The sequence below is a fragment of the Actinomadura latina NBRC 106108 genome (assembly GCF_001552195.1).
GTDB lineage: Bacteria > Actinomycetota > Actinomycetes > Streptosporangiales > Streptosporangiaceae > Spirillospora > Spirillospora latina.
Genome location: NZ_BCQS01000024.1, coordinates 16,813 through 40,168, shown reverse-complemented (window position 1 = coordinate 40,168; position 23,356 = coordinate 16,813). Strand labels below are relative to the sequence as shown.

The 23,356-nt window shown below is 76.7% G+C and carries 25 protein-coding genes; 8 read left to right on the top strand and 17 right to left on the bottom strand.

What is annotated here, in order from left to right; translation table 11 throughout:
- The first annotated feature begins 123 nt into the window (after positions 1–123).
- Entirely contained in the window at positions 124–909 is a 786-nt protein-coding gene (locus AL2_RS26740; RefSeq protein WP_067638251.1) for an alpha/beta fold hydrolase, read from the top strand.
- A gap of 59 nt (positions 910–968) precedes the next feature.
- Here AL2_RS26740 and AL2_RS26735 read toward each other — a convergent pair whose 3' ends face one another.
- Complete coding sequence (locus AL2_RS26735; protein WP_067638249.1) at positions 969–1,592, bottom strand: IMPACT family protein; 624 nt, start codon at positions 1,590–1,592, stop codon at positions 969–971.
- 53 nt (positions 1,593–1,645) lie between these two features.
- Here AL2_RS26735 and AL2_RS26730 point away from each other — a divergent pair, with 53 nt between their 5' ends.
- Positions 1,646–2,053, top strand: coding sequence for an ester cyclase (locus AL2_RS26730; protein ID WP_067638247.1), 408 nt, complete (start codon positions 1,646–1,648; stop codon positions 2,051–2,053).
- A 32-nt stretch (positions 2,054–2,085) separates the two neighbouring features.
- Here the strand turns inward: AL2_RS26730 and AL2_RS26725 are convergent, their stop codons facing one another.
- Entirely contained in the window at positions 2,086–2,865 is a 780-nt protein-coding gene (locus AL2_RS26725) for an HAD-IIA family hydrolase (RefSeq protein WP_067638245.1), read from the bottom strand.
- 191 nt (positions 2,866–3,056) lie between these two features.
- On the opposite strand from AL2_RS26725, the gene AL2_RS26720 reads away from it, so the two are divergent.
- Positions 3,057–4,790 carry a class I adenylate-forming enzyme family protein gene (locus AL2_RS26720; RefSeq protein ID WP_245666964.1) on the top strand — a complete coding sequence of 578 codons (1,734 nt, stop codon included), beginning with the start codon at positions 3,057–3,059 and terminating at the stop codon, positions 4,788–4,790.
- 66 nt (positions 4,791–4,856) lie between these two features.
- On the opposite strand, the gene AL2_RS26715 is transcribed toward AL2_RS26720, so the two are convergent.
- From AL2_RS26715 to AL2_RS26705, 3 genes are all read right to left on the bottom strand, one after another.
- Entirely contained in the window at positions 4,857–5,432 is a 576-nt protein-coding gene (locus AL2_RS26715; RefSeq protein WP_067638243.1) for a TerD family protein, read from the bottom strand.
- Positions 5,433–5,586: 154 nt separating this feature from the next.
- Complete coding sequence (locus AL2_RS26710; RefSeq protein ID WP_067638241.1) at positions 5,587–7,374, bottom strand: acyl-CoA dehydrogenase family protein; 1,788 nt, start codon at positions 7,372–7,374, stop codon at positions 5,587–5,589.
- Complete coding sequence (locus tag AL2_RS26705) at positions 7,374–8,435, bottom strand: ACP S-malonyltransferase (protein WP_067638239.1); 1,062 nt, start codon at positions 8,433–8,435, stop codon at positions 7,374–7,376. The genes AL2_RS26710 and AL2_RS26705 overlap by 1 nt, the downstream gene beginning before the upstream one ends.
- A gap of 155 nt (positions 8,436–8,590) precedes the next feature.
- On the opposite strand from AL2_RS26705, the gene AL2_RS26700 reads away from it, so the two are divergent.
- Positions 8,591–9,595: a 3-oxoacyl-ACP synthase III family protein gene (locus tag AL2_RS26700; RefSeq protein ID WP_067638281.1), complete on the top strand. Its 1,005-nt coding sequence runs from the start codon at positions 8,591–8,593 to the stop codon at positions 9,593–9,595.
- A gap of 52 nt (positions 9,596–9,647) precedes the next feature.
- Here AL2_RS26700 and AL2_RS26695 read toward each other — a convergent pair whose 3' ends face one another.
- Positions 9,648–10,505, bottom strand: a complete 858-nt coding sequence (locus AL2_RS26695) for a LysR family transcriptional regulator (RefSeq protein WP_174550886.1) — start codon at positions 10,503–10,505, stop codon at positions 9,648–9,650.
- Positions 10,506–10,575: 70 nt separating this feature from the next.
- Between AL2_RS26695 and AL2_RS26690 the strand changes: the two genes are divergently transcribed.
- Positions 10,576–11,343 (top strand): SDR family oxidoreductase, encoded by a 768-nt coding sequence (locus tag AL2_RS26690; RefSeq protein WP_067638237.1) that lies wholly within the window; start codon positions 10,576–10,578, stop codon positions 11,341–11,343.
- 19 nt (positions 11,344–11,362) lie between these two features.
- Here the strand turns inward: AL2_RS26690 and AL2_RS26685 are convergent, their stop codons facing one another.
- The 8 genes from AL2_RS26685 to AL2_RS26650 all read right to left on the bottom strand — a co-directional run bounded on the left by AL2_RS26685 (position 11,363) and on the right by AL2_RS26650 (position 18,500).
- A complete protein-coding gene (locus AL2_RS26685) occupies positions 11,363–12,769 on the bottom strand; it encodes a hypothetical protein (RefSeq protein WP_067638235.1) in 1,407 nt (468 codons plus the stop codon).
- Positions 12,766–13,176 carry a hypothetical protein gene (locus AL2_RS26680; protein WP_067638233.1) on the bottom strand — a complete coding sequence of 137 codons (411 nt, stop codon included), beginning with the start codon at positions 13,174–13,176 and terminating at the stop codon, positions 12,766–12,768. Before AL2_RS26680 ends, AL2_RS26685 begins: the two co-directional genes overlap by 4 nt.
- Positions 13,173–14,318, bottom strand: a complete 1,146-nt coding sequence (locus AL2_RS26675) for a molybdopterin-dependent oxidoreductase (protein WP_083946942.1) — start codon at positions 14,316–14,318, stop codon at positions 13,173–13,175. Before AL2_RS26675 ends, AL2_RS26680 begins: the two co-directional genes overlap by 4 nt.
- Entirely contained in the window at positions 14,294–14,911 is a 618-nt protein-coding gene (locus AL2_RS26670; protein ID WP_067638231.1) for a class I SAM-dependent methyltransferase, read from the bottom strand. The genes AL2_RS26675 and AL2_RS26670 overlap by 25 nt, the downstream gene beginning before the upstream one ends.
- Complete coding sequence (locus AL2_RS26665) at positions 14,908–15,576, bottom strand: TIGR04282 family arsenosugar biosynthesis glycosyltransferase (RefSeq protein ID WP_067638229.1); 669 nt, start codon at positions 15,574–15,576, stop codon at positions 14,908–14,910. Before AL2_RS26665 ends, AL2_RS26670 begins: the two co-directional genes overlap by 4 nt.
- On the bottom strand, positions 15,573–16,241 hold the full coding sequence (locus AL2_RS26660; RefSeq protein WP_218003711.1) for a glycosyltransferase family 2 protein: 669 nt from the start codon (positions 16,239–16,241) through the stop codon (positions 15,573–15,575). The genes AL2_RS26665 and AL2_RS26660 overlap by 4 nt, the downstream gene beginning before the upstream one ends.
- Before the next feature lie 37 nt (positions 16,242–16,278).
- The gene (locus AL2_RS26655; protein ID WP_067638227.1) at positions 16,279–17,304 is read right to left on the bottom strand and encodes an NAD-dependent epimerase/dehydratase family protein; all 1,026 of its coding nucleotides are present in this window, start codon (positions 17,302–17,304) and stop codon (positions 16,279–16,281) included.
- Positions 17,305–17,399: 95 nt separating this feature from the next.
- Positions 17,400–18,500: an aminotransferase class V-fold PLP-dependent enzyme gene (locus AL2_RS26650; protein ID WP_083946936.1), complete on the bottom strand. Its 1,101-nt coding sequence runs from the start codon at positions 18,498–18,500 to the stop codon at positions 17,400–17,402.
- Between the two features lie 84 nt (positions 18,501–18,584).
- On the opposite strand from AL2_RS26650, the gene AL2_RS26645 reads away from it, so the two are divergent.
- Positions 18,585–19,466 carry a LysR family transcriptional regulator gene (locus AL2_RS26645; protein WP_067638225.1) on the top strand — a complete coding sequence of 294 codons (882 nt, stop codon included), beginning with the start codon at positions 18,585–18,587 and terminating at the stop codon, positions 19,464–19,466.
- A 14-nt stretch (positions 19,467–19,480) separates the two neighbouring features.
- On the opposite strand, the gene AL2_RS26640 is transcribed toward AL2_RS26645, so the two are convergent.
- Complete coding sequence (locus tag AL2_RS26640) at positions 19,481–20,290, bottom strand: IclR family transcriptional regulator (RefSeq protein WP_168444859.1); 810 nt, start codon at positions 20,288–20,290, stop codon at positions 19,481–19,483.
- A 61-nt stretch (positions 20,291–20,351) separates the two neighbouring features.
- On the opposite strand from AL2_RS26640, the gene AL2_RS26635 reads away from it, so the two are divergent.
- The gene (locus tag AL2_RS26635; RefSeq protein ID WP_245666962.1) at positions 20,352–21,737 is read left to right on the top strand and encodes a cytochrome P450; all 1,386 of its coding nucleotides are present in this window, start codon (positions 20,352–20,354) and stop codon (positions 21,735–21,737) included.
- Here AL2_RS26635 and AL2_RS26630 read toward each other — a convergent pair.
- On the bottom strand, positions 21,734–22,105 hold the full coding sequence (locus AL2_RS26630) for a VOC family protein (RefSeq protein ID WP_067638223.1): 372 nt from the start codon (positions 22,103–22,105) through the stop codon (positions 21,734–21,736). The two genes, AL2_RS26635 and AL2_RS26630, sit on opposite strands and share 4 nt — an antisense overlap.
- A gap of 120 nt (positions 22,106–22,225) precedes the next feature.
- Positions 22,226–22,696, bottom strand: coding sequence for a PPOX class F420-dependent oxidoreductase (locus tag AL2_RS26625; protein WP_067638221.1), 471 nt, complete (start codon positions 22,694–22,696; stop codon positions 22,226–22,228).
- Positions 22,697–22,783: 87 nt separating this feature from the next.
- Here AL2_RS26625 and AL2_RS26620 point away from each other — a divergent pair, with 87 nt between their 5' ends.
- Positions 22,784–23,308, top strand: coding sequence for a pyridoxamine 5'-phosphate oxidase family protein (locus AL2_RS26620; protein ID WP_067638219.1), 525 nt, complete (start codon positions 22,784–22,786; stop codon positions 23,306–23,308).
- The last annotated feature ends 48 nt before the right edge of the window (positions 23,309–23,356 follow it).

Sequence of the window (23,356 nt, the reverse complement as noted above, 5' to 3'; positions counted from 1 at the left end):
CGGGAAAGGGTACACCGCCGCACCGGTGCCCGGCGGGCCGCGGATCCGGCGTCCGCGCCGCGGGGCGGGACGTCCCGCGGCCGAGGGCCTTCGGGGCCGCGAAAAGCGGGGAAGGATAGCCCCATGGAAACCGTGTACTCCAAGGACGGCACCCGCATCGCCTTCGACCGGACCGGTGCGGGGCCAGCCCTCGTCATCGCCGGCGGGGCGCTCAACGACCGCGGTTCGGGCGCCGGGCTCGCCGGGCTGCTGGCCGGCCGGCACACCGTCCTCGCCTACGACCGGCGGGGCCGCGGCGACAGCGGCGACACCCCGCCCTACGCCGTCGACCGCGAGATCGAGGACCTGGCCGCGGTGATCGGCGCGGCCGGCGGGTCCGCCGCGGTGTACGGGATGTCGTCGGGCGCGGTGCTGGCGCTGCGCGCCGCCGCGGCCGGGCTGCCCGTCACCAGGCTCGCGCTGTTCGAGCCGCCGTTCCACTCCGGCCACGACGACCGGCTCACCCGCGCCCGCGCCTACCACACCGAGCTGACCGGGCTGCTGGCCGACGGCCGCCGCGGCGACGCGCTCGCGCTGTTCATGACGGGCGTCGGGATGCCGGCGGAGATGGTCGCGCAGGCGCGCAGCTCGCCGATGTGGCCCGCGCTGGAGGCGCTGGCGCCCACCCTCGCCTACGACTCGGCGGTCATGGACGACGCCCGCGGCGGCGCGATGCCCGAGGTCCTCATCGGCCGCGTGACCGTTCCCACGCTGGTCATGGACGGCGGCGGCAGCCCCGCCTGGATGCGCGACACCGCCCGCCGCGTCGCCGGGCTGCTGCCCGCCGGGACGCACCGCACCCTGGACGGCCAGACCCACGACGTCGCACCCGACGCGCTCGCGCCCGTCCTGGCCGCGTTCCTCGCCTGAGCAGGGTTCCTCGCCTGAGCGGAGTTGCTCGCCTGGAGCCGGGCGGCCGCCGTACGCGGTCAGGGCACCGGGACCTCGATGTGGCCGGGCGCGCCGCGCCGCAGCGTCGCGCGCCCGGCGGTGACCTCGGCGGCCCACGCCTCGAAGGCCTCCAGGTCCGCGGCGGGCACCGCGACGTCGGCCTCCACGGCCGCCGCGTAGCGGACGTCGCCGGGCTGGTGCCCGGCGGTGTGCAGGTCGCCGAGGAACCGTCCCGCCAGGGCGTGGTCCACGCCGACGGTGACCGTCACCACCGGGCGCAGCTCCACGACCCCGACCGCGTCGATCGCGCCCGCGACCGCCTGGGAGTAGGCGCGCACCAGGCCGCCCGCGCCGAGCTTGACGCCGCCGAAGTGGCGGGTGACGACCGCGGCGGTGCCGGTCAGGCCGCGCCGCACCAGCACCTCCAGCATCGGGACGCCCGCCGTCCCGGCCGGTTCACCGTCGTCGCTGCTCTTGGTGATCTCGCCGTGCTCGCCCACCACGTAGGCGGTGCAGTTGTGGGTGGCGTCGCGGTGGGCGCGGCGGTGCGCGGCGATGAACGCGACCGCCTCGGCCTCACCGGCGGCGCGGGCGAGCGTGCACACGAACCGCGATCTGCGGATCTCCAGTTCGTGGGAGCCGCCCTGTCTGATCATGCGCATGGCGCCTCCCAGTCTATGTTCGGGCGGGCGCGCCGCCGGGAAGGGTGGCGGGCATGGACTGCTTGGACGCGCTGTACCGGCGCTGGCTCTTCGAGGTGTGGGAGGGCGGCTACGCGGTGGCCGGGGAGATCCTCGCGCCCGGTTTCACCGGGCACTGGCCGAACCTGGAGGTGCACGGCCCCGCCGGGGCCGCCGAGCAGGTCCGCCGCTCCCGCGAGTACTTCACCGACGTCCGCACCGCCCTGGACGCCGGCCCCGTCGTCGGGGACGGCATGGTCGCGGCCGCGTGGAGCTTCCACGGCTCCTACCGGGGCGGCGTCCCCGGCGCGACCGCCGCGCCCGGCACGCGCGTGTCGTTCCGCGGGCACGACCTCTTCCGCGCCGAGGACGGCCGGTTCGCCGAGTACTGGGTCGTCTCGGACGCGCTGGGCCTGATGACCGCGCTCGGCGCCCTCGGCTGACGCGCCGCCGGCCGGGCGCCGCGGGCGGCGGGTCAGACCAGGTCGACGAGGTCGGCGATGGAGGCGACGACGCGGCTCGGGCGGAACGGGAACCGGGCGATCTCGTCCTTGCGGGTCACGCCGGTCAGCACCAGGATCGTCTCCAGCCCGGCCTCGATGCCGGCGACGACGTCGGTGTCCATCCGGTCGCCGATCATCGCGGTGCACTCGCTGTGCCCGCCGACCACGTTCAGCGCGGTCCGCATCATCAGCGGGTTCGGCTTGCCGACGAAGTAGGGCTCCACCCCCGTCGCCCGCGTGATCATGGCGGCGACCGCGCCGCAGGCGGGCAGCGACCCCTCCGGGGACGGGCCGACCGGGTCGGGGTTGGTCGCCACGAACCGGGCGCCGCCCTCGATCAGCCGGATCGCGCGGGTGATCTGGGAGAAGCTGTAGGTGCGGGTCTCGCCCAGCACCACGTAGTCGGGGTCGATGTCGGTGAGGACGAAGTCGGCCTCGTGCAGCGCCGTCGTCAGCCCCGCCTCGCCGATCACGTACGCCGACCCCTCGGGGCGCTGGTCGGCCAGGAACCGGGCGGTCGCCAGCGCCGACGTCCAGATCGACTCGGCGGGGACCTGCAGGCCGGCCGCCGCGAGCCGGGCCGACAGGTCCCGGCGGGTGTAGATCGAGTTGTTGGTCAGGACGAGGAACGGCGTGCCGGCCGCCGACAGCCGGCGGATGAACTCCTCGGCGCCTGGCACGGGGCGGCCCTCGTGGACCAGGACCCCGTCCATGTCCGACAGCCAGTACTCGATCGGCCTGCGTTCGGTCATGCCCCCATTGTCGCAGGTGGGGATCTTCGGTCGGACCGTCCGGCCGCGGTCCCGGGCCGCGCCGGGGCGTTGACCTGCGCGTGACGCGGATCATAGATTCGCGGGACGGCGCACCGAACCGTGTTCGGCGGTCGGGCCGCGCGGCGGCGCGCCGTCCACCCCGCGGGAGGCGCGACGTGCAGGACCGTCAAGTGCAGGACCGTGACGCGCGAGGGACCGGGCCGCAGGCCGCCCGGCTGCCCGGTATCGCCGAGGTCAGGGCGGCGATGACCGCGCCCGGGCGGCTGTTCGAGATGGACGAGGCCGAGATCCGCGGCGTGCGGACCCGCGTGTGGAAGAACGCCCCGCCCACCCTCCGCGAGATCCTGGAGATCTCCCGCGCCCACGGCGACGCCGACTTCCTGGTCCACGGCGAGGACCGCCTCACCTTCGCCGACCACTACGCGGCCGCGGCCGCGTTCGCGCGGCGGCTCATCGACCGGTACGGGGTCGGCAAGGGCGACCGCGTCGCGATCGCGATGCGCAACTACCCCGAATGGTCGGTGGCGTTCTTCGGCGCCGCCGTCGCCGGCGCGGTCGTGGTGCCGCTGAACGCCTGGTGGAGCGCCGCCGAGCTGGAGTACGGGCTGGCCGACAGCGGCGCGAAGGTCCTCATCGCCGACGCCGAGCGCGCCGGGAGGCTCGCCGGCGTGCTGGCGGACCTGGGCGTGGCCTGCGTGGTCGCCCGCCCCGACGGCCCCCTCCCGCAGGGCGCCGCGCCGTTCGCCGACGTCCTCGGCGACCCCGGCGACCCGGCCGCGGCGTCCCTGCCCGGCGTGGCGATCGACCCCGACGACGAGGCCACGATCTTCTACACCTCCGGCACCACGGGGCGGCCCAAGGGCGCGCTGGGCACGCACCGCAACATCGCCACCAACCCCGTCAGCCTCGCCTACGGGATCATGTCGGCCGGGGTCCGCGCCGGCCGCACGATCGAGGAGTTGACCGCGCCGCAGCCGCGGGTGACGCTGCTGAGCGTCCCGTTCTTCCACGCCACCGGCTGCCACTCGGTGCTGGTGACCAGCGCGCTGCAGGGCGGCACGGTCGTGCTGATGTACAAGTGGGACGCCGGCAAGGCGCTGGAGCTGATCGAGCGGGAGCGGGTCACCGGGTTCGGCGGCGTCCCGGCCATGGCGTGGCAGGTGCTGACCTCCCCCGACTTCGGGAAGTACGACACCTCCAGCCTCACCGGCGTCAGCTACGGCGGCGCCCCCGCCGCGCCCGCCCTGGTCGACACGATCAGGGAGCGGCTGCCCGAGCGGGTGCCCGGCAACGGCTACGGGCTCACCGAGACGTCCTCGGTCACCACCTACAACGGCGGCGTCAACTACCTGGAGCGGCCCGAGAGCGTCGGCCCGCCCGTCGCGGTCTGCGACGTCAAGGTCGTCGATCCGGCCGGGGACGAGCTGCCCGCCGGCGAGGTCGGCGAGCTGCTGATCAGGGGCCCGAACGTCATCAAGGGCTACTGGAACAAGCCCGAGGCGACCGCGCAGGCGTTCACCGGCGGCTGGTTCCACAGCGGCGACCTGGCCCGCCTGGACGACGACGGGTTCGTCTACATCGTCGACCGCGCCAAGGACATGCTGATCCGCGGCGGCGAGAACATCTACTGCGCCGAGGTCGAGGCCGCCCTGTACGAGCACCCGGCGGTCGCCGACTGCGCCGTCATCGGCGTCCCGCACCAGGTCCTCGGCGAGGAGGTCGGCGCGGTCATCGTGCCGCGCCCCGGCGCGGCGGTCACCGCCGAGGAGGTCCAGGAGTTCCTGGGCGCGCGGATCGCGGCGTTCAAGGTGCCCGCCCACCTGTGGTTCCAGGACGAGCCGCTGCCCCGCAACCCCGGCGGCAAGATCCTCAAGACCCGGCTGCGCGAGCGGCTGCTCGGCTGACCCCGCCGGAACGCGCAGCGGGGCGTCCCGGACGATCCGGGACGCCCCGCGAGGCTCGCGGCCGGGTCAGACGTTCACGCCGAAGTCCGAGGCGATGCCCGACAGGCCCGAGGCGTAGCCCTGGCCCACCGCGCGGAACTTCCACTCGGCGCCGTTGCGGTACAGCTCGCCGAACACCATGGCGGTCTCGGTGGAGGCGTCCTCCGACAGGTCGTAGCGCGCGATCTCGCTGTTGTCGGCCTGGTTCACCACGCGGATGAACGCGTTGCGGACCTGCCCGAAGTTCTGCTGGCGGCCGTCGGCGTCGTAGATCGACACCGGGAACACGATCTTGGAGACCTCGGCCGGGACCGTGTTCAGGCCGACCTTGATCTGCTCGTCGTCGCCCTCGCCCTCACCGGTGAGGTTGTCGCCGGTGTGCTCGACCGAGCCGTCGGGGCTCTTGAGGTTGTTGAAGAACACGAAGTGCTGGTCCGACAGCACCTTGTTCTCCGCCGAGACCAGCAGGGCGCTGGCGTCCAGGTCGAAGTCGGTGCCGGTGGTGGTCCGCACGTCCCAGCCCAGGCCGACCACGACGGCGGTCAGTCCGGGAGCCTCCTTGGTCAGCGAGACGTTGCCGCCCTTGCTCAGACTGACTCCCACTGTTGTCTACCTCCGTATCGGGACTGCGGGTGAAACACCCGCGATCGGTCTGTCTAACGAGAACGGTAGCCATCCCTCGCCGGTTCCCCCTGCTCCTTGGCGAATTCGCGGCGTGGCGTGCCGTTTCGTCCGGTCCCGAGCGTAGGGGACGCGATCACCGGCCGGTGGGCCCGCCGAGTCCGGTGAGGAAGGCGGCGGGTGCGGTGACGGCGGCGGGCAGCTCGAACGCGGCGGCCAGTTCCGCCGCGCGCGGCGCCAGCTCGTCGCAGGCGCGGCGCCGGGCCGCCCACACCTCGTCCAGCATGCCGGGCGGGACCACGCCCTCGTTGAGCAGGTCGGGGGCGCGGCGGTCCAGGACGTTCAGGGCGTGCAGCCGCAGGACGGCGCCGGGCGCGTCCGGCCCGGCGGCCGCGGCGGCGGCGCAGATCTCCAGGACGATCCGGTCGGCGCACGCTCCGGCGGTCCGCGCGGCCAGCGCGAGGTTGCCGTTCCAGGCGGTGAACGCGTCGCCGCCGTCCGCCAGCGCGGCGCCGACCCGGCCGGCGAGCCGGTCGCGCATGCGGCGTTCGGCGTCGCGGGCCAGGTACAGCCAGACGCGCGGGGAGTCCAGGTCGCCGCCGTCGGGCGGTCCCGCGACCGGGTCGGGCGGGACGTAGCGGTCGCGGTCGGCCATGGCGCGGGCGGTGTCGTAGAGGATCAGCTCGTTGTCGCCGCCGGCGTTCTGGTAGGCGTGGGCCAGGCCGCGGTAGGCGTTGAGGCGGTCGGCGGCGGCGAAGCCGGGGGCGCCGCTGTGCACGCGGCACGCCGACACCGTCTCCTGCGCCTGGGCGGTGGCGGCGGCCTTCAGCAACGCCAGGTCGCGGTCGACGGCCGACCACGGCGCCCACGCGGTGTCCGGCCCGCCCCCGTCCCCATCGCCCCCATCGCCCCCGTCCCCGGCCGGGGCGGCGGGGCGGGGCGCGGTGACGTGCGCGGCGACGGCGGTGAGCGCGTACGCGGCCGCCAGCGCGCCCAGCACCGCCTCCTGCTGGTTGCGGTAGTCGGTGAGGGGGCGGCGGGGCGCGAGGCGGCCGAGGGTGGTGCGGCCGGCCGAGTGGGCCAGCAGCATCCCCGCCGACGCGCGGGTGATGGCGGCGGAGGCGGAGATGACGGACCGCCACACCGGCGGGGCGACGCCCATGGAGCGGGTGAGCCGCGCCGCCGGCGACCCGGCCGGGTCGTGGAAGTCGCCGCCGGGGCCGATGCCGGCGCCGTCGCGCAGCCACGCCCGGTAGGGGACGTGCACGCCGTCGAGCAGGACGGCGGCGTAGTCGATCTGCAGCCCGGTGGTCTCGGGCGCCGGAACGATCCGGACGCCCGGCGGGACGGTGCCGTCCGGGAGGCGCAGCGGCACCGCGAACACGAACACCCCGCGCTCCTGGCCGCCGTGGACGAGGGTGGCGTAGACGGCGGCGGTCTTGGCGACGCCGGGGTGGCCGGTGTTGGTGGGGAACTTGGCGGCCCGCGGGTCGGGGGTGGTCAGCACGAACCCGCCGGTGCCGGGGTCGTGGCGGGCGATGGTGCGGGGCGACAGGTGGCTGTTGCTGCGCCCGACCTCGGTCATCAGCAGCGTCCCGGCCGCGTCCATCGACTCCAGCGCCTCGCGCGCCTCCCGCGCCCCCTCCTGGCCGGCGCCGAACCGCAGGATGGGGCCGAGCGCCAGGGTGTAGTGCAGCAGCATCACGTGGAACAGGGCGGGGTCGGCGATCGCGGCGCGGTCCAGCAGCGCGCACAGCGCCGGCGGGTCGGCCAGCAGTTCGGCGGCGGGCGGCGCGGCCAGGCCGGCGCTCCGCAGCCGCGCGTAAGTGAGGGCCTGGCGCTCGCGGGCGGTGAGCCCGCCGGGGTAGGTGAAGAACTCCTCCGGGACGGCCTCCTCCAGCCGGGCCCGCGTCTTGGCGTCCATCACCGCTCCCCCGCCCCGGGGCCGCCGGCGTGCACGGAGGGAGCGGCGGGCGCGGCGGGCGCGACGCCGGGCGCGGCCTTGCCGGTGCGGCCGTACCGGGGGCGGTCGCGCAGCGGCGCCAGGGTCCGCGCGCCGGGGACGGCGAGCCGCGCGCACTGGCACAGCGCGTCGCCGGGGCCGGCCTCGGTGAACACGGTCGCGCCGGCGGCGTGCACGGCGCGCAGCGTGCCGGGGAGGCGGACGGGCCTGACGATGCAGTCGGCCATGGCGCGGTGCAGGTCGTCGCCGTCGCGGTAGGCGCGGCCGCGGACCGGCGAGTGCACCGGCAGTTCCAGGGGCCGCTGGGGAAGGTGGCGGATCATCGCGTACCACTCGTCGTCGGCGCCGGCCATCGAGGGATGGTGCGACAGGTAGGGGACGGCGAGCCGCACGGCGCGGACGCCTGCGCCGCGCGCGGCGTCCACGACCGCGTCCAGGGGGCCGCCGGGCCCGGACACGATCGTCACCGACGGCGCGTTCAGGCAGGCGACCACCACCTCGGGCGCGGCGGCGGCCTCGATGCAGGCGCGGGCGCCGTCCTCGCCGGCCTCCAGCAGCGCCATGCCGCCGCCGCGGCCGCGGGAGGCCAGGACGCCGACGGCGGCGACGGCCATCCGGGCGCCGTCGGTGATCGTGAACGCGCCGGCGCTGACGAGCGCGGCGATCTCGCCGAAGCTCTGCCCGACGGCGTAGCCGGGGTGGACGCCGGCGGCGCGCAGGGCGCGGTCGACGGCGACGGAGGCGGCGTAGGCGCACAGCTGGGCGACGCCCGGGACGGCGGACGCGGCCCGGTAGCCGGCGGGGTCCTCCAGCAGGATCGCCCGCAGGGACGGCCATCCGGCGGCGGGCAGTCCCTCCTGGACGGCGTCCAGGACGTCGGCGACGGCGCGGGCGGCGCCCGGCCCGGCCGCGGACAGGGCGGGCAGGTCGGGCACTCCCGTCGAGCCGGTGCCGGGGAACAGGAAGGCGCAGATGTCGCCGGGTTTGAGCGCGTCGGCGGGATCGAATGCGGTGGACGGCACGCGGGTCTCCTTACCTGGAAGGAAGGCTGACTTTCCCATTTGGGAACAAAGGCCGCTTAAATTGCAGATATGGAATATAAGCCGTGAAATGGGATTATTCACTGGCGGGGTGGGTCTGACAACCGCCCGTGGTGCGAGGGGGGACGAGGATGGCCATGAGGGAAGACACGCGGTGGGCGATCCGCGGGACCGGCGCCTGCCTGCCCGAGCGGTGCGTGCCCAGCGACGAGCTGTCCCGCTCCCTGGGCCTCGACCCGTCCTGGATCGAGGACCGCACCGGCATCCGCCGCCGGCACCTGGCCGCGCCCGGGCAGGCCGCCTCCGACCTAGCCGCGGCCGCCGCCGCGCGGGCCCTGGACGCGGCCGGGCTGGACGCCGCCGACGTCGGCCTGATCGTGCTCGGCACCTCCACGCCCGACCTGATCGCCCCGTCCACCGCCTGCCGCGTGCAGGCCCTGCTCGGCGCCCGCCGCGCCGCCGCGTTCGACGTCGCCGCCGCCTGCACCGGGTACGTGTTCGGGCTGCAGGCCGCGCTCGGCTGGCTGGCCGCCCAGCGCGGCTCGGCGCCCTACGCGCTGGTCGTGGGCGTCGAGGTGTACTCGCGGTTCCTCAACCCCGCCGACCGCGGCACCGTCGCGGTGTTCGGGGACGGCGCCGCCGCCACCGTCATCGGGCCCGTCCCGGCGCCCTACGGGATCGGCCCGGTCACGCTCGGGTCCGACGGGTCGGGCGCCGACGACGTCCTCATCCCCGCGGGCGGCAGCCGCACGCCCGCCACCGCCGAGACCCTCGCGGGCCTCGGCCACACCATCCACATGGACGGCCGGGCCGTCCGCGGGTTCATCGAGCGGATCTTCCCCCGGCTGGTCGCCGAGGCCACCGAGGCCGCCGGGCTCAAACCCGCCGACCTGGCCCTGGTCGTCCCGCACCAGCCCAACCCGCGGCTGGTCGCCGCGCTGGCCCCCGGCGCCGGCCTCGACCCCGGGCAGCTGGCGATCGTCGGGCACGACGTCGGCAACATCGGCGCCGCCAGCATCCCCTTCGCGCTGGACCGGGCCGTCCGCTCCGGCCGCCTCACCGGCGGCGACCTGGTGCTGCTCGCCGGGTTCGGCGCGGGCGTCACCTGGGGGCACGCCCTCATCACCTGGCCGCCCGCCTGACCCGCTCGCCGTGCACGCCCGCCTTCGGGTTCGGGGTGCTCCCGCGGCCGCGTCAGCCCCGGCGGGAGGCGGTCGACCCGGCGGCGACGGCGGCCGCGGACCGCACGAACTCCGCCAGCGCCCGCGACCGGGACGCCTCCGGCCACGCCAGCACCAGCGTGGTCGGGGCCGCGTCCCGCACCGGGACCGCGGCCAGGTCGTCGCGCAGGAGCCCCCGCATCGACGCCGGCAGCACCGCCACCGCGCGGCCGAGCGCGATCAGCTGCATCAACTGCCCGCCGTCGGTGATCGGCGGCAGCCCGTCCGGGCCGCGCCCGTGGCGGGCGAGCGGCACGCCGCCGCCGTCCAGGTCCGCCATCGACACCTGCGCGCGGCCCGCCAGCCGGTGGCCGCGCGGCAGGACGGCGACCTGCGGCTCCTCCAGCAGGTCCTCGGTGGCCAGGCCGGTGACGTCCTGCCGCGGGGTGTAGAGCAGGGCGGCGTCGGCGCGTCCGTCCCGCAGCGCGTGGTCGGCCCCGTACCCGAGGAGCACCTCCACCGGCAGCGCGTCCGGCCGCCGCTCGTAGGCGGCCAGGATCGCCGGGAGCAGGCCGCCGCCGTCCCCGCCGGGCTTCATCGCCAGGACCAGCCGGGGCGCGGCCCCGCCCGCCCGCCGCGTGCGGCGGACGGCCGCGGTGACGGCGTCCAGGGCCGCGGCGCCCTCGGCCAGCAGCGTCTCCCCCGCCGGGGTGAGCGTCACCCGGCGGCTGGTGCGCTCCAGCAGCGTCACACCGAGGCGCCGTTCCAGCCGGCCGATGGCCCGCGACAGCGGCGGCTGCGCGATGCCGAGGCTCTCGGCGGCGCGGCCGAAGTGCAGTTCCCGCGCTACCGCCAGGAAGTAGGCGAGTTCACGCGTTTCCACCACGTCCATACCTCCAGGGTATTGATGGCGGCGCGATCGGTGTTGGAGCCGCGGCCCCCGCCGGTGGTGGGGTGGAAGCATGAACGACACAGGGGTGAACGACACCGTCACCGCGCTGGTGACCGGGGCGAACAAGGGCATCGGATACGCGATCGCGCAGGGCCTGGCCGGCCGCGGCATGACCGTCCTGCTCGGCGCCCGCGACCCGGCCCTGGGCGAGAAGGCCGCCGCGTCGCTGCGGGACGCCGGGCACGACGTGCGCGCGGTGGCCCTGGACGTCACCGACGCGGCGTCGGTCGAGGCCGCGGCCGGGCAGGTCACCGCGCGGACGGGCCGCCTGGACGTGCTGGTCAACAACGCGGGCATCTCCGGCGGCGCGCGGCACCTGCCCGACGAGGCCGACCTGGACGTCGTGCGGCAGGTGTTCGACACCAACCTGTTCGGGGTGATCCGGGTGACCAACGCGATGCTGCCGCTGCTGCGCCGGGCGCCGGCGGGGCGGATCGTGAACATCTCCAGCGGCACCTCGTCGATGGCCGCGATGACCGACCCGGGCCACTACTTCTGGGACACCGCCGCGGCCGCAGCCTATCCGGCGTCCAAGGCGGCGCTGAACATGCTGACGATCCAGTACGCCAAGCGGCTGCGGGACACCGGCATCCTGGTCAACGCCGCCGCGCCGGGCGGGTGCGCCACCGACTTCACGGCGGAGTTCGCGCGCCTGTCCGGCCGGGTCGTCGAGCGGACCGCCGAGCAGGGCGCCGCCATCGCGATCCGGCTCGCCACCCTGGACGGCGGCGGCCCCACCGGCGGCTTCTTCGACGACGACGGCCCCGTCCCCTGGTGAGGGTCCCCCTGGTGAGGCCTCACCAGGGGGACAGGACGAGCGCCTGGACGGCGAGCGCCGTCGCCGCCTGCGCCGCGAGCCACCCCCGGGCCGGCGGCCGGTGCAGCGCGGCGGCGGCGACCGCCCACGCGGCGAACGGCACCCAGATCCGCTCGACCTCGCCCCTGGTCACGCCGGAGGCGTCCAGGGCGAGCACGCCCGCCAGCGCCGCCGCCGCGAGGGAGGCCACCGCGGCCGCCGGGGAGAGCGTTCTGGTGCGGGCCGCGCCGCGCAGGGCCCGCACCGCCGGGGGCAGGGCGCGGGCGGCGGCCGGGCCGGTCAGCAGGCCCAGCACGGCCAGGTTCGCGAGCAGGAAGTAGGTGTAGGGGCGCTGCGCCGACCCGCGGCTGACCAGGTAGGTGTCGAGGGTGGCCCGGACGCCGTCGGGCCACCAGAAGCCCAGCGCCGTGAACGCGGCGGGCGCCACGGCCAGGCCGGCGCCCAGCGCCGCCGCCACCGCGGCGCCGGGGCGGGCCAGCAGCAGCACCGCCAGCGGTACGGCGAACAGCGGCAGCAGCCCGTAGCTCAGGTAGGGCAGGCAGCCCAGCAGCAGCCCGCCCGCCGCGGCCAGGGCGGCGGCCCCCGCCCCGGACCGTGCCCCGGATGGTGGCCCGGATGGTGGCCCGGACCGGCGGGCGGACAGGGCGAGCAGCGCCGTGCCCCAGGCGCCCACGGCCAGGAAGAACGCGTCCATCGCGGTCGCGATCCACACCGCCAGCGGGGCGAGCACCAGGAACGGCACGGCGGCGCGGGCCGCGCGATCGCCCGCCAGGCACCGCACCGTGACCGTGATCGCGGCGGCGGCGGACGTGCCCGCCGCGATGATGAGCGCCGCCGCCCAGCCGGTGCCGGCGAGCCCGGCCCTCTCCAGCGCCCACAGCGCCAGCGTCGGCAGCGGCGGGTGCCCCCGCACGTGCGTGGTGTAGCCGCCGAGCCGCTCGGTGAACGTCCGCAGCCACTCCAGCGGCCCGGGGCGGACCTGCGCCAGGCCCGCCGGGTACTCGGTGGGCGCGTTCAGCGGCGCGGACAGGGCGTCCCAGCCGTCGCTCACCGCCAGCGACACCGTCCACGCGGCCGAACCGGCCCACGCCAGCGCCGGCAGCGCCCGCGGCCGCAGCCGCGCCGCGAGCGGGGGCAGCGCCGCCACGGCCGCCGCCGCGAACGCCGCGGCGGGCAGCAGCTGCCAGGTCAGGGGCCGCCCCCGCGCCCGGGCGTGCAGCGGGGGCAGCCGGTCCTCGGTCGCCACGCCGGCGCGCCGCAGGTACCAGCCGGCGGCGAACGCCGCCGCGATCGCGGCCGCCCACACCGCGACCGCGGCCCACCCGGGGCGGCGGCGCCGGGCCCGCCGCGCCGCCCCGGTGCGCCTCCGCGCGTCGGTGACGGTCACCGCGTCCGCCCCTTCCCGCGCTCGGTGAGAAGGCGCGCCGCGGCCGCCGCGGCGGCGACCGCGGTGATGGCGGCCAGGACGATCGCGAGGTTGCGGCCGTAGGGCAGCGGCAGCCGGGACGGCTCGTCGGCGCGGCGCCCGTAGCCGAGGACGAGCGGGATCGCGACCGCGGTGACGCATCCGGCGACGACGAGCGCGGCCCGCACGATGCGCCGGTACCCGGCGGGCAGCCGCCCGGTCGCCAGTCCCGCGGCCAGCACCGCCGGGACCAGGACGCCGTCGTGCAGGATCGCCGCCCCGGCGAACCACGCGGCCCACCTGGCGACCGGGACGTCGGCGACGACGCCGCGCACCCCGAGGCCGATGAGCGCCAGGCCCGCCGCGTACGCGAGGACCCGGGCCTTCACGAGACCACCAGCCGGTGCACCCACTTGGTCTGCATGACCCCGGGGCGGTTGGGCGCGATCAGCCGGCACGGGTAGCCGTGGTCGAGGGCGAGGGGCTCGCCGTTCATGCCGAGGGCCAGCAGCGTCAGCGGGTCGTGCCAGTGCGGCGGGGCGACCCGCGAGGTGCGGTAGAGGCCGCCGCGTTCCAGCGACTCGACCCGGACGTCGGCGTCGTCGGCGGCGCCGGCGAGGCGCAGGACGTCCCGCAGCCGGACGCCGTGCCAGGTCGCCTCCACGCTCCAGCCCTCCACGCACGCGATGGGCAGCCGCACGGTGTGCTGCGGCAGGGCGTGCAGGCCGGCCAGGGACAGGCTGACCTCGCGGGCGGTGCGGCCCGTCACGGTGAGCCGCCACCCGGGGTCGCGGGCGGTCGCGGTGACGCCGGTCGCGGCGGCCGACTTGTTGACCGGGACGTCCTGCGGCCCGGTGCCGGGGCGGCGCGGCGCCAGCACCGCCAGCCGCGCAAGCGGCGTGACGGCCTCCCCCACCGTGGTCGCGGCGATGGCCCCGCTCGCGGCGGCGACGGTGAGCAGGAACCCGCGGCGGCCCACCGCGTCCTGCGGCCGGGTCATCACGGCCCGCCGCGCCTTGCCCCCTTCGTTGGCGACGTGGATGAGCAGCGCCCCGATGAGGATGTAGGCCGTCCAGTAGTGCGCGGTGGTGAAGAAGAACCGGAACGCGTACCAGTAGGCGACGTTCAGCACCCCGGTGACGAACTGGAACAGTGCCGCGCCGACCAGGACGAACACCAGCAGCCGCTGCACGCCGTGGGCGGCCGAGCGGACCGGCGGCCACTGCCACAGCTTGGGGTAGACCGTCCAGAGTTTGGCCAGCAGCAGCGGCACCGTCGCCAGGCCGCCGATGACGTGGACGCCCTGGGTGACCCGGTACAGGTTCACCGGACGCGACGGCCAGCGCATCCAGCCGGCCGGCTGCTGCATGAAGTGGGAGACCAGCCCGGTCCCGAACGAGACCAGGATGCTCACCCCGAGCGCGATGCCGAGCCAGGACGCGACCCGCTCGTCGTGGAGCCGGCTGGTGAACCGGCCCGGCAGCGTCGTGACGGCCGCCGGGGGTCTCAGCAGTGCAGGGCGACGAACCATCGGCCGGCCTCCTCCCACAGTTCGGCGACGGTCGCGGCGCAGGCGGCGGCGAGCCCGGCGGCGGCGTCGGCGGGCACGTGCGCCCAGGTGAACCATTCGCCGACCGAGCGGCCCGACCGCAGCCGCAGCGGCTCGACGCGCGCTCCGGTTCCGGGCGGGTCGACCTCCATGAGGACCCGGCCGCCGGGGGCGAGCAGCGCCAGGACGCGGCGCAGCAGGACGGCGGGGTCGCCGCCGATGCCGATGTTGCCGTCGGCGAGCAGGACGGTCCGCCAGCGCCCGGTGCCGGGGACGCGGCCGAACACGTCCCGGCACAGGGCGGGGCCGCCGGCGGCGACGGTCAGCGCGACCGCGGCGGGGGCCAGGTCGATGCCGAGGACGGGCAGGCCGCGCCGGGCGAGCGCCACGGTGAGGCGGCCCGGTCCCGACCCGACGTCCAGGGTGGCGCCCTCGCAGCGGTCCAGCAGGCCGCCGTCGCCGGGGCGGGCCGCCAGCCAGTCCTGGAGGGGCAGCGGGCGGCGGCGGCCGTCGGCGTGCTCGATCTCGACGGGCGCGCGGCCCCGCAGCGCCTCCTCGTACAGTGCGCCGATCATGCCGGGATCCCGGCGCGCAGGCCGCGCAGCGCGGCGGCGAACCGCCCGCCGGGCGCCGCCGCGGCGACGGCGTGCGCGTCGGCGGGGGTGTCGACGTCGGTGAGGCGCGGCAGGAATCCCGTGCGCAGCCGGGCGGCGCGCAGCCGCGCGAGCAGCACCGCGCCGGTGTAGGACCGCGACATCGGGACGCCGTGCAGCAGCCGCGCGTCGGGGCGGCGCAGCCCGAGCAGCCAGAACCCGCCGTCGGACGCGGGCCCGAACACCGCGTCGCGCCGTCCCAGCTCGCGGGCGGCCCGGCCGAGGAGCGCGGGCGTGACCTGCGGGGTGTCCATCCCGATGAGGACCAGGGGGCGGCCCGCCCAGGCGTCGGCGAACGCGGCGGCCAGCCGCTCGTCCAGGCCGCCGCCGCGCTGGGCGATGACGCTGAACCCGCCGGGCAGCCACCGGCCGGGGGCGCCGTCGAGCGCGAGGGTCCGACGGCCGGCCGGGACGGCGGCGACCGCGGCGAGGGTGTCGCGCAGTGCCGCCTCGGCGAGCGCGGCGGCCTCGGCCGGGGTGCAGACGGGGGTCAGGCGCGTCTTCACCCGCCCCGGCACGGGCTCCTTCGCGATCACGATGACGTCGGCGGCGCCCCTGGCATCGGCGCTCACGGAAGCGGCGCTCATGACGCGGCCTCGGCGAGGACGCGGCGCATGTCGCGGACGGCGCGGACCGTCCCGCCCAGAGTGCCGGTGACCTTGGAGGCGCCGGTGCGGGGGCGGTAGGCGACGTCGATCTCGCCGATCCGCCACCCCGCGGCGGCGGCGCGCAGCACCATCTCCAGGGGGTAGCCGAACCTGCGGTCGCGCAGGCCGAGGGCGAGCAGGTCGGCGCGGCGGGCGGCGCGCATCGGGCCGAGGTCGCGCAGCCGGGTGCCGGCGCGCCGGTTCAGGGAGCGGGCCAGGACGGCGTTGCCGAGCCGGGCGTGCGGGGGCCAGGCGCCGCGCCCGGACGGCCGCCGCCGCCCCAGCACCAGCCCCGGCCCGCCCGCCGATTCCAGGCCGGCGAGGGCGCCGGTCAGGCGGGGCAGCTCGGCGGGGTCGAGGGAGGCGTCGGCGTCCATGACGCACACGACCTCGGTGCCGGCGGCCAGCAGCCCGGCGTGGCAGGCGGCGCCGAACCCGCGGTCGGGGGCCGCGACGACGCGGGCGCCGTGGCCCGCGGCGACGCGCGCGGAACCGTCGGTGGAGGCGTTGTCGACCACCAGGGGCCGGAAGCCGTCGGGCATCCGGGCCAGCACCCAGGGCAGCGCCTCGGCCTCGTTGAGGCACGGGAGAACAACATCGATCACGGGTCTGACGCTACTTTCGGTGACGGGCGGACAACCCTTACGAACTGGTGACGGGGGTCCGGGCGAACTCGGCGATGCCGTCGGCGAACACCACCGCCGGGGAGAAGCCCAGCTCGCGGCGGGCCCGGTCGGGGCGGGCGACGATGTGGCGGACGTCCCCGAGCCGGTAACCGCCCGTGACCCGCGGCGCCGGGCCGCCGGACGCCGCGGCGAGCGCGCCGGCCATGTCGCCGATGGTGCGGGGCTCGCCGCTGGCGATGTTGTAGGCGCGCAGCCCGCCCGGTTCGGGCGGCCCGGCCGCGACCCGCTCCAGCGCCAGCACGTTGGCGCGGGCGACGTCGCGGACGTGCACGAAGTCGCGGCGCTGCCCGCCGTCCTCGAACACCAGCGGCGCCTCGCCGTTCAGCAGCCGGGACCGGAAGATCGCCGCGACGCCCGCGTAGGGGGTGTCGCGCGGCATCCGGGGCCCGTAGACGTTGTGGTAGCGCAGCGCGGCGGCCGACCCGCCCGTCGCGCGCGCCCACGAGGCGGCCAGGTGCTCCTGGGCGAGCTTGGTGTCGGCGTAGACGTTGCGGGGGTCGGGCGGGGTCTCCTCGGCGACGGCGCCGGGCGTGAGGGGCCGCCCGCAGCCGGGGCAGGCGGGCTCGAACCGCCCGGCGCGCAGCGCGTCCTCCGGGCGGGGCCGGGGCCGGACGCCGCCGTGCCGCCCGCAGATGTAGGCGCCCTCCCCGTACACCACCATCGAGGACGCCAGGACGAGGTCGGTGACGCCGGCGCGGGCCATCTCGGCCAGCAGCACGGCGGTGCCCTGCACGTTGGCGGAGGTGTAGCCGGGCATGTCGGAAACGTCGACGCCGAGGCCGACCTTGGCGGCCTGGTGGCAGACGGCGTCGACGCCGGCGAGCCGCCGGGCGACCGCGGCGGCGTCGCGGACGTCGGCGGGCGGGCCGCCGAGCCCGTCGGGCCGCAGGTCCAGGCCGCGGACGCGGTGCCCGGCGGCGGTCAGCGCGGCGGCGATGTGCGAGCCGATGAATCCGGCCGACCCGGTGAGCAGTACGTTCATGGCGACGAAGGTAGGCCGCGCGGCCCGGCCGGGACGGCGCGCAGGGCCCGGTCAAGCCACCTTGTTCGAACCTTGTAAGAACTTCGCCCCGCGGGTTACGCGGGGAGGAGGGGGGCGAGGATCTCGACGGCCCTGTCGACGTCGGCCTCGGTGGTGGTGAGGTGGAACGCGCAGCGCAGCCGTCCCGCCCGGACGGTGGCGATCACCCCGCCGCGGCGCAGCAGGTCCGCGGTGCCGTCGGGCGCGGCGACCGACACGATCGCCGAGTCGCCGGGCGGCAGGCCGAGCCCGGCCGCGAACCGGCGGGCCAGCGCCACGTCGTGGTCGTGGATCGCCTCGACGCCGACGCGTCCGAGCAGTTCCAGGGCGGGGGCGTGGCCCGCCCAGCACTGCCACGCCGGGGACAGGTCCAGGCGGCGCGCGTCGCCTGCCAGGCGCAGCGGCAGCCCGTAGACCGAGTCCCAGATGTCGGCGCCGGCGTACCAGCCGGCGCCGATCGGCGGCAGCGCGTCCAGGGCCTCGGCGGTGCCGGTGAGGAAGCAGGTGCCGCGCGGGCCGAGCAGCCACTTGTAGCCGCCGGCGACGAGCCAGTCGACGCGGCCGGCGGGCAGCGGCAGCCAGCCGGCGGCCTGGGTGGCGTCCAGCAGGATCCGGGCGCCGTGCGCGCGGGCCGCGTCGATCAGGTCGTCCATGGGGGCGATGCGGCCGTCGGCGGACTGGACCGCCGACACCGCGACCAGGCCGGTGCGGGCGGTGACCTCCTCGGCGATCCGCTCCAGCGGCACCGACCGGACGGCCTGTCCGGGGCGGGCGGCGAAGGGGAACAGCAGCGAGGTGAAGTCGCCGTCGGCGACCAGGACCTCGGTGCCGGCGGGCAGCGACGCGGCGACCAGGCCGACGTAGTAGGACACCTGCGGCCCGCACGCGACCCGTGCGGCGGGGACGCCGAGCAGCCGCGCGAACGCCTCCCGCGACCGCGTGACCGCCTCGTCCAGGTCGGTGGGGACCATCAGCCCGGCGGCCCGGTCGCGTTCGGCGGCGAGCATCGCCTCGTGCGCGGCGCGCGGCGGCAGCCCGTAGGTGGCGGTGTTGAGGTAGGCGACACCGGCGCCGAACTCGCGCTGCGCCTGCGGGATGGACAGGGGCCCGGCGGAGGGGAGCCCGGCTGGGGAAGGGGTCTCGGCGGAAAGGGTCATGCCCCGATCGTGCTGCACCCGCGTCCCATAGCGCAAAGTACGGTTTTCTGGGCGTCCCATCAGCGTGGTTGATACCTTGCGGGGATGCTGGACTTGCACCGGGGCCGGATCCTGCGGGAGGTGGCCCGGCTCGGCTCGATGACCGCCGCGGCGCGGTCCCTCTCCTACACCCAGCCGGCCGTGTCGCACCACATCGCGCGGCTGGAGGCCGAGGTCGGCACGCCGCTGGTGGTCCGGCACGGCCGCGGGGTGCGGCTGACCGAGGCGGGCCGGATCCTGGTCGAGCACGTCGAGGACGTGCTGTCCCGCATGGACGACGCGCAGGAGCGGATCGCGGCGATCGCGGGGCTGCGCGCCGGGAGGGTCCGGGTCGCGGTGTTCCCGACGGCGGCCGGGGGGCTGCTGCCGGACGCGCTGGCCCGGCTGCGGGAGCGGGCGCCGGGGGTGTCGGTCACGCTGGTGGACGCCGAGCCGCCGGAGGCGCTGGCGCTGCTGCGCGCGGGCGACACCGACATCGCGGTGGTGTTCCGCTACGCGCACATGCCGCCCGACACCGACGCCCGGTTCCGGGAGGTCGTGCTGGCCGAGGACCCGCTGCGGCTGCTGGTGCCGGCGGGGCACCCGCTCGCGGCGGCGGAGCGGCCCCGGCTGGAGGACCTCGCCGCCGAGACGTGGGCGTCGGGCTGCGCGCGGTGCCGCGACCATCTGCGGTGGGCGTGCGAGCGGGCCGGGTTCGTCCCCGACATCGCGTTCGCCACCGAGGACCACGTCGCGGTGCAGCGGCTGGTCGCGCGGGGCCTGGCGGTCACCGCGCTGCCCGCGCTGGCGCTGGGCCTGCACGCCGAGCCGGGCGTCGCCGTCCCGGACGTGCCGGCGGTCGGGAGCCGCCGCATCAGCGCGGTCGTGCCGGCCGGTCCGCGCCCGCCGGCGGTGGCGGCGCTGCTGGACGAGCTCTCGGCCCCCTGAGCGCCCGCGCTCTCTCAGGACAGGTGCCGGTGCAGGTCGGTGAGGCGGCCCGCGGCGGCGAGGACGGCCTCGGCCAGGCCGGGCAGCCGGTCGTCGCCGAACCGGACCGCGGGCCCCTGCAGGGCGACCGCCGCGAACACGCGGCCGCCGCCGTCGCGGACCGGCGCGGCGACCGCGCGGACCCCGGCCAGGCGCTCCTCGTCGCTGACCGAGTAGCCGCGCTCGCGGATGCGGCGCAGGTCGGCGTCCAGTTCGCCGCGGGTGGTGAGGGTGGCGGGGGTGTAGCGGCGGAACGGCTCGTCCATCGCGACCGGGTCGCCGCCGTGGGCCAGCAGCGCCTTGCCCATCGCGCACGTGTGGATCGGGTTGCGGTCGCCGGGCGGCTGGTCGTAGCGCAGCGGGTGCGGCGACGGCAGGTGCAGCAGGACCGCGACCTCGTCGCCGGCCCGGACGCCGAGGCTGACGGACTCGCCGGTGCCGTCGCGCAGCGCGGTCAGCTCCGGCTGCAGGAGGGTGGCGCCCATCCGCTCCAGCGCGAGCCGGCCGAGGATCGCGGTGGTCGGGCCGAGGAAGTACCGCTCGGTCACCGGGTCCTGCGCCAGCATGCCGGTGGCGTGCAGGGCGTGCACGATGCGGTGCGCGGTGCTGACCGACAGGCCGAGCCGGTGCGCGATCTCGGTGGGGGTCTGCCGGTCGGCGCCCTCGAAGGAGCGCAGCACCGCCACCGACCGGTCCACCGTCTGCGTTCCCGGTTTGGGGTGAGGGGTCCCTTCCGCTCGTTCCCGCGTCCGCCCGCCGGGGACGGCGCCGATCTCGTCGGTCACGGCTCCCATCCTCCCACCGCGCCCGGGCGGGGCCCCGCCCGGGGCGTGCCATAGTGGGCCGGTGGCCTCCCAGACCCCGGTGAGCGGGACCCGCCCGCAGCAGACCCGCCCGAGCAGGAACCGCAGGGCCCGAGGGCCGTCGGCGTCGCTGACGGCGCGGCACGGGATCGCGTTCGCGGTGAACCCGTGCGCGAGCCTGCTGCGCCTGTACGCCGAGGCGGGCCGGGTCGCGGCCGTGGGGACGCGCCGCCGCCCGCTGGTGCACCTGTTCGGCCCGGACGCCAACGCGTTCGTGTTCGCCAACTCGGGGCTGTTCCGGTGGCGGGAGGCGTTCGACCTGCTGGTGCCGGTGAACGGGGAGACCGCGCTGATCGTCAGTGACGGCGCCGACCACCGGCGGCGGCGCCGCCTGGTCCAGCCGGCGTTCCACCACCGCCGCGTCGGCGGTTACGTGGCGCGGATGGCGGCCAACACCGACGCGGCGCTGGAGTCGTGGCGGCCCGGCCGGACGCTGGACGCCTACGCCGAGCTGCGGACGGTGATCCGCCGCAGCACCGTGGAGGTGCTGTTCGGGGACCGGCTCGCCGCCGACGCCGAGGTGATCGGGCGGCGGCTGCAGGTCGCGCTCGCCGCGATCGACCGGAACTTCGTCCTGCAGATGGCGCTGCGGTCGCTGCCCAACCCGTACATGCGGCACGTCGCCGCGGCCCGCGCGCAGGTGGCGCGGCGGGTGGACGAGGAGGTCGGCCGGCGCCGCGCCGAGGGCGGCGCCCACGACGACGTGCTCGGCATGCTGATGGCCGCCCGCGACGAGGACGGCACGGGCCTGACCCGCCAGGAGCTGCAGGACCAGGTCATCAGCCTCATCTCCGCCGGGTACGACACCACCAGCGCGGCGATGGCGTGGGCGGTGTACGCGCTGGCGGCCCACCCGGGCGCCGAGGAGCGGGCGCGCCGCGAGGTCGCCGAGGTGGTCGGCGACCGCCTGGTGACGGCCGCCGACCTGCCCGCGCTCACCTACCTGGACGGGGTGGTGAACGAGACGCTGCGGCTGTTCCCGCCCGCCGTGCTCAGCGCCCGCGTCCCCGTGGAGGACTTCACCTACGCCGGGCACCGGATCCCCGCGGGCGCGATGGTGCTGTACTCCCCGTTCGTCACCCACCGGATGCCGCGGGTGTGGCCGCAGGCGGGCAGGTTCCGGCCCGAACGCTGGGACCCGGCCTCGGACCTGCACCGCCCCGCCACCCCGTCGACGTACCTGCCGTTCGGCGGCGGGCCGCACCGCTGCATCGGCTCGACGCTGGCGACGGTGGAGATCAAGACGATGCTGGCGTGCCTGCTGCGCCGCACCCGGCTGCGCCTGGTCTCCCCCGCCGTCACGCCGACGAGCGTGACCGCGATGCGGCCCCGCGGCGGCCTGCCCGTCCGGGTGCTGCCGCCGCGCTAGCTCTGCCGCAGGCAGGCGCAGAACGGGTGCCCGGCGGGGTCGGCGAGGACCCGCCACCGGTCCCCGCCGGGCTGGAAGGCGAACCTGCTCCCGCCGAGCTCGGCGACCCTGGCCTCGGCCTTGTCCAGGTCGTCGACGTACAGGTCGAGGTGGAACTGCTGGGGCCGGTCCCCCTCCGGCCACGTCGGCGGCTTGTGGCCGGCGACGCCCTGGAAGTAGACGTCCAGGCCGTTCGGCAGTTTCACGGCGGCCATCTCGGGGGTGTCGTAGGTGACCTCGCCGCCGGTGAGGGCCGCGTAGAACGCCGCGAGGGCCGGCGGCTCGGGGCAGTCGAGGGTGACGGCGGCGAGCTCCGCGATACCGGGCATGGGCAACTCCTCTGTCGTTGGAACGCCCCCAGGCTTCCAGGAGAAGCTGACATCCTCTGTCAGGTACCGGTCGCCGGTTTCGCGGAGTCCTGCGGCGCGGCTGCCGCGCCAGCCGGGGGTCTAGTCGCCGGGGGCGAGGCGGGCGGGGAACCCGCCGGTCGCGATCGGGCCCCACCGGTCGATGGTGACGCGGATCAGGGACTTGTCCTGGCGGCGCATCGCCTCCCGGTACTCGTCCCAGTCGGGGTGCTCCCCGGCGATGCACCGGTAGTAGTCGACGAGCGCGTCGGCGGCGTCCGGCATGTCGATGACCTCGGCGGTCCCGTCGACCTGGACGTAGGGGCCGTTGAAGTCGTCCGACAGCACGCACACCGACACGCGCGGGTCGCGGCGGGCGTTGCGCGCTTTCGCGCGCTCTGGGTAGGTGGACACCACGATGCGGCCCCGGCCGTCGACGCCGCAGGTCACCGGGGACATCTGGGGGCGCCCGTCGGCGCGGGCAGTGGACAGCAGGGCGTGGTGCCGGGGACGCAGGAAGTCCAGCAGCGCGGGGCGGCCGACCCGGTCGGCGGTGGCGATCGAAGGAGCCATGATCCCCACTCTAGGGAACCGGGCGCCGATGAGTCCGGGGCCGCGGCGCCGTCTACATCTGCAGGATCCACTCGAAGGAGGACGACGATGACCGATCGTGAACCCGTCGAGGTCCGCAACCTCGACATCTACGGCGCCGGGGAACTGGCGTGGGAGGACGTCCGGGACGCGCTGGTGGCGGCTCTGCCGCGGATGGAGACCGCGTCGTTCCTGGGGACCGTCCGGCCGGACGGGCGCCCGCACTCGGCGGGCATCGGCCCGCTGTGGCGGGACGGCGAGGTCTTCTTCGTCAGCGGGCCCGGCACCCGCAAGTCCCGCAACCTGGCGGCGAACCCGGCGTGCACGCTGTCGGTCCGCACGCCGAGCGGGGACGTCGTGCTGGAGGGGGAGGCGGAACGCGTCACCGACCCGGCCGTGCTGGAGCCGGTCGCCGCCGCCTACCGGGAGGGCGGCTGGCCCGCGCAGGTCGACGGGGACGCCTTCACCGCGCCCTACAGCGCGCAGAGCGCGGGCCCGCCGCCCTGGCACCTGTACCGGCTCGTCTACCGGACCGTGGTGGCGCTGAGCACGGTGGAGCCGTACGGCGCGGCCCGGTGGCGCTTCGACTCCTGATCATCGACTTTGGTCTACGGTCCCGTCGCCGTTCGGGCGTTGGGCGCG

Bases quoted from the DNA above. Each gene is read 5' to 3' on its own strand.
- AL2_RS26740 (WP_067638251.1), top strand. From the start codon at position 124: ATGGAAACCGTGTACTCCAAGGACGGCACCCGCATCGCCTTCGACCGG.
- AL2_RS26735 (WP_067638249.1), bottom strand. From the start codon at position 1,592: ATGCGCATGATCAGACAGGGCGGCTCCCACGAACTGGAGATCCGCAGA.
- AL2_RS26730 (WP_067638247.1), top strand. From the start codon at position 1,646: ATGGACTGCTTGGACGCGCTGTACCGGCGCTGGCTCTTCGAGGTGTGG.
- AL2_RS26725 (WP_067638245.1), bottom strand. From the start codon at position 2,865: ATGACCGAACGCAGGCCGATCGAGTACTGGCTGTCGGACATGGACGGG.
- AL2_RS26710 (WP_067638241.1), bottom strand. From the start codon at position 7,374: ATGGACGCCAAGACGCGGGCCCGGCTGGAGGAGGCCGTCCCGGAGGAG.
- AL2_RS26700 (WP_067638281.1), top strand. From the start codon at position 8,591: ATGAGGGAAGACACGCGGTGGGCGATCCGCGGGACCGGCGCCTGCCTG.
- AL2_RS26695 (WP_174550886.1), bottom strand. From the start codon at position 10,505: ATGGACGTGGTGGAAACGCGTGAACTCGCCTACTTCCTGGCGGTAGCG.
- AL2_RS26690 (WP_067638237.1), top strand. From the start codon at position 10,576: ATGAACGACACAGGGGTGAACGACACCGTCACCGCGCTGGTGACCGGG.
- AL2_RS26675 (WP_083946942.1), bottom strand. From the start codon at position 14,318: ATGGTTCGTCGCCCTGCACTGCTGAGACCCCCGGCGGCCGTCACGACG.
- AL2_RS26670 (WP_067638231.1), bottom strand. From the start codon at position 14,911: ATGATCGGCGCACTGTACGAGGAGGCGCTGCGGGGCCGCGCGCCCGTC.
- AL2_RS26665 (WP_067638229.1), bottom strand. From the start codon at position 15,576: ATGAGCGCCGCTTCCGTGAGCGCCGATGCCAGGGGCGCCGCCGACGTC.
- AL2_RS26655 (WP_067638227.1), bottom strand. From the start codon at position 17,304: ATGAACGTACTGCTCACCGGGTCGGCCGGATTCATCGGCTCGCACATC.
- AL2_RS26650 (WP_083946936.1), bottom strand. From the start codon at position 18,500: ATGACCCTTTCCGCCGAGACCCCTTCCCCAGCCGGGCTCCCCTCCGCC.
- AL2_RS26645 (WP_067638225.1), top strand. From the start codon at position 18,585: ATGCTGGACTTGCACCGGGGCCGGATCCTGCGGGAGGTGGCCCGGCTC.
- AL2_RS26630 (WP_067638223.1), bottom strand. From the start codon at position 22,105: ATGCCCGGTATCGCGGAGCTCGCCGCCGTCACCCTCGACTGCCCCGAG.
- AL2_RS26625 (WP_067638221.1), bottom strand. From the start codon at position 22,696: ATGGCTCCTTCGATCGCCACCGCCGACCGGGTCGGCCGCCCCGCGCTG.
- AL2_RS26620 (WP_067638219.1), top strand. From the start codon at position 22,784: ATGACCGATCGTGAACCCGTCGAGGTCCGCAACCTCGACATCTACGGC.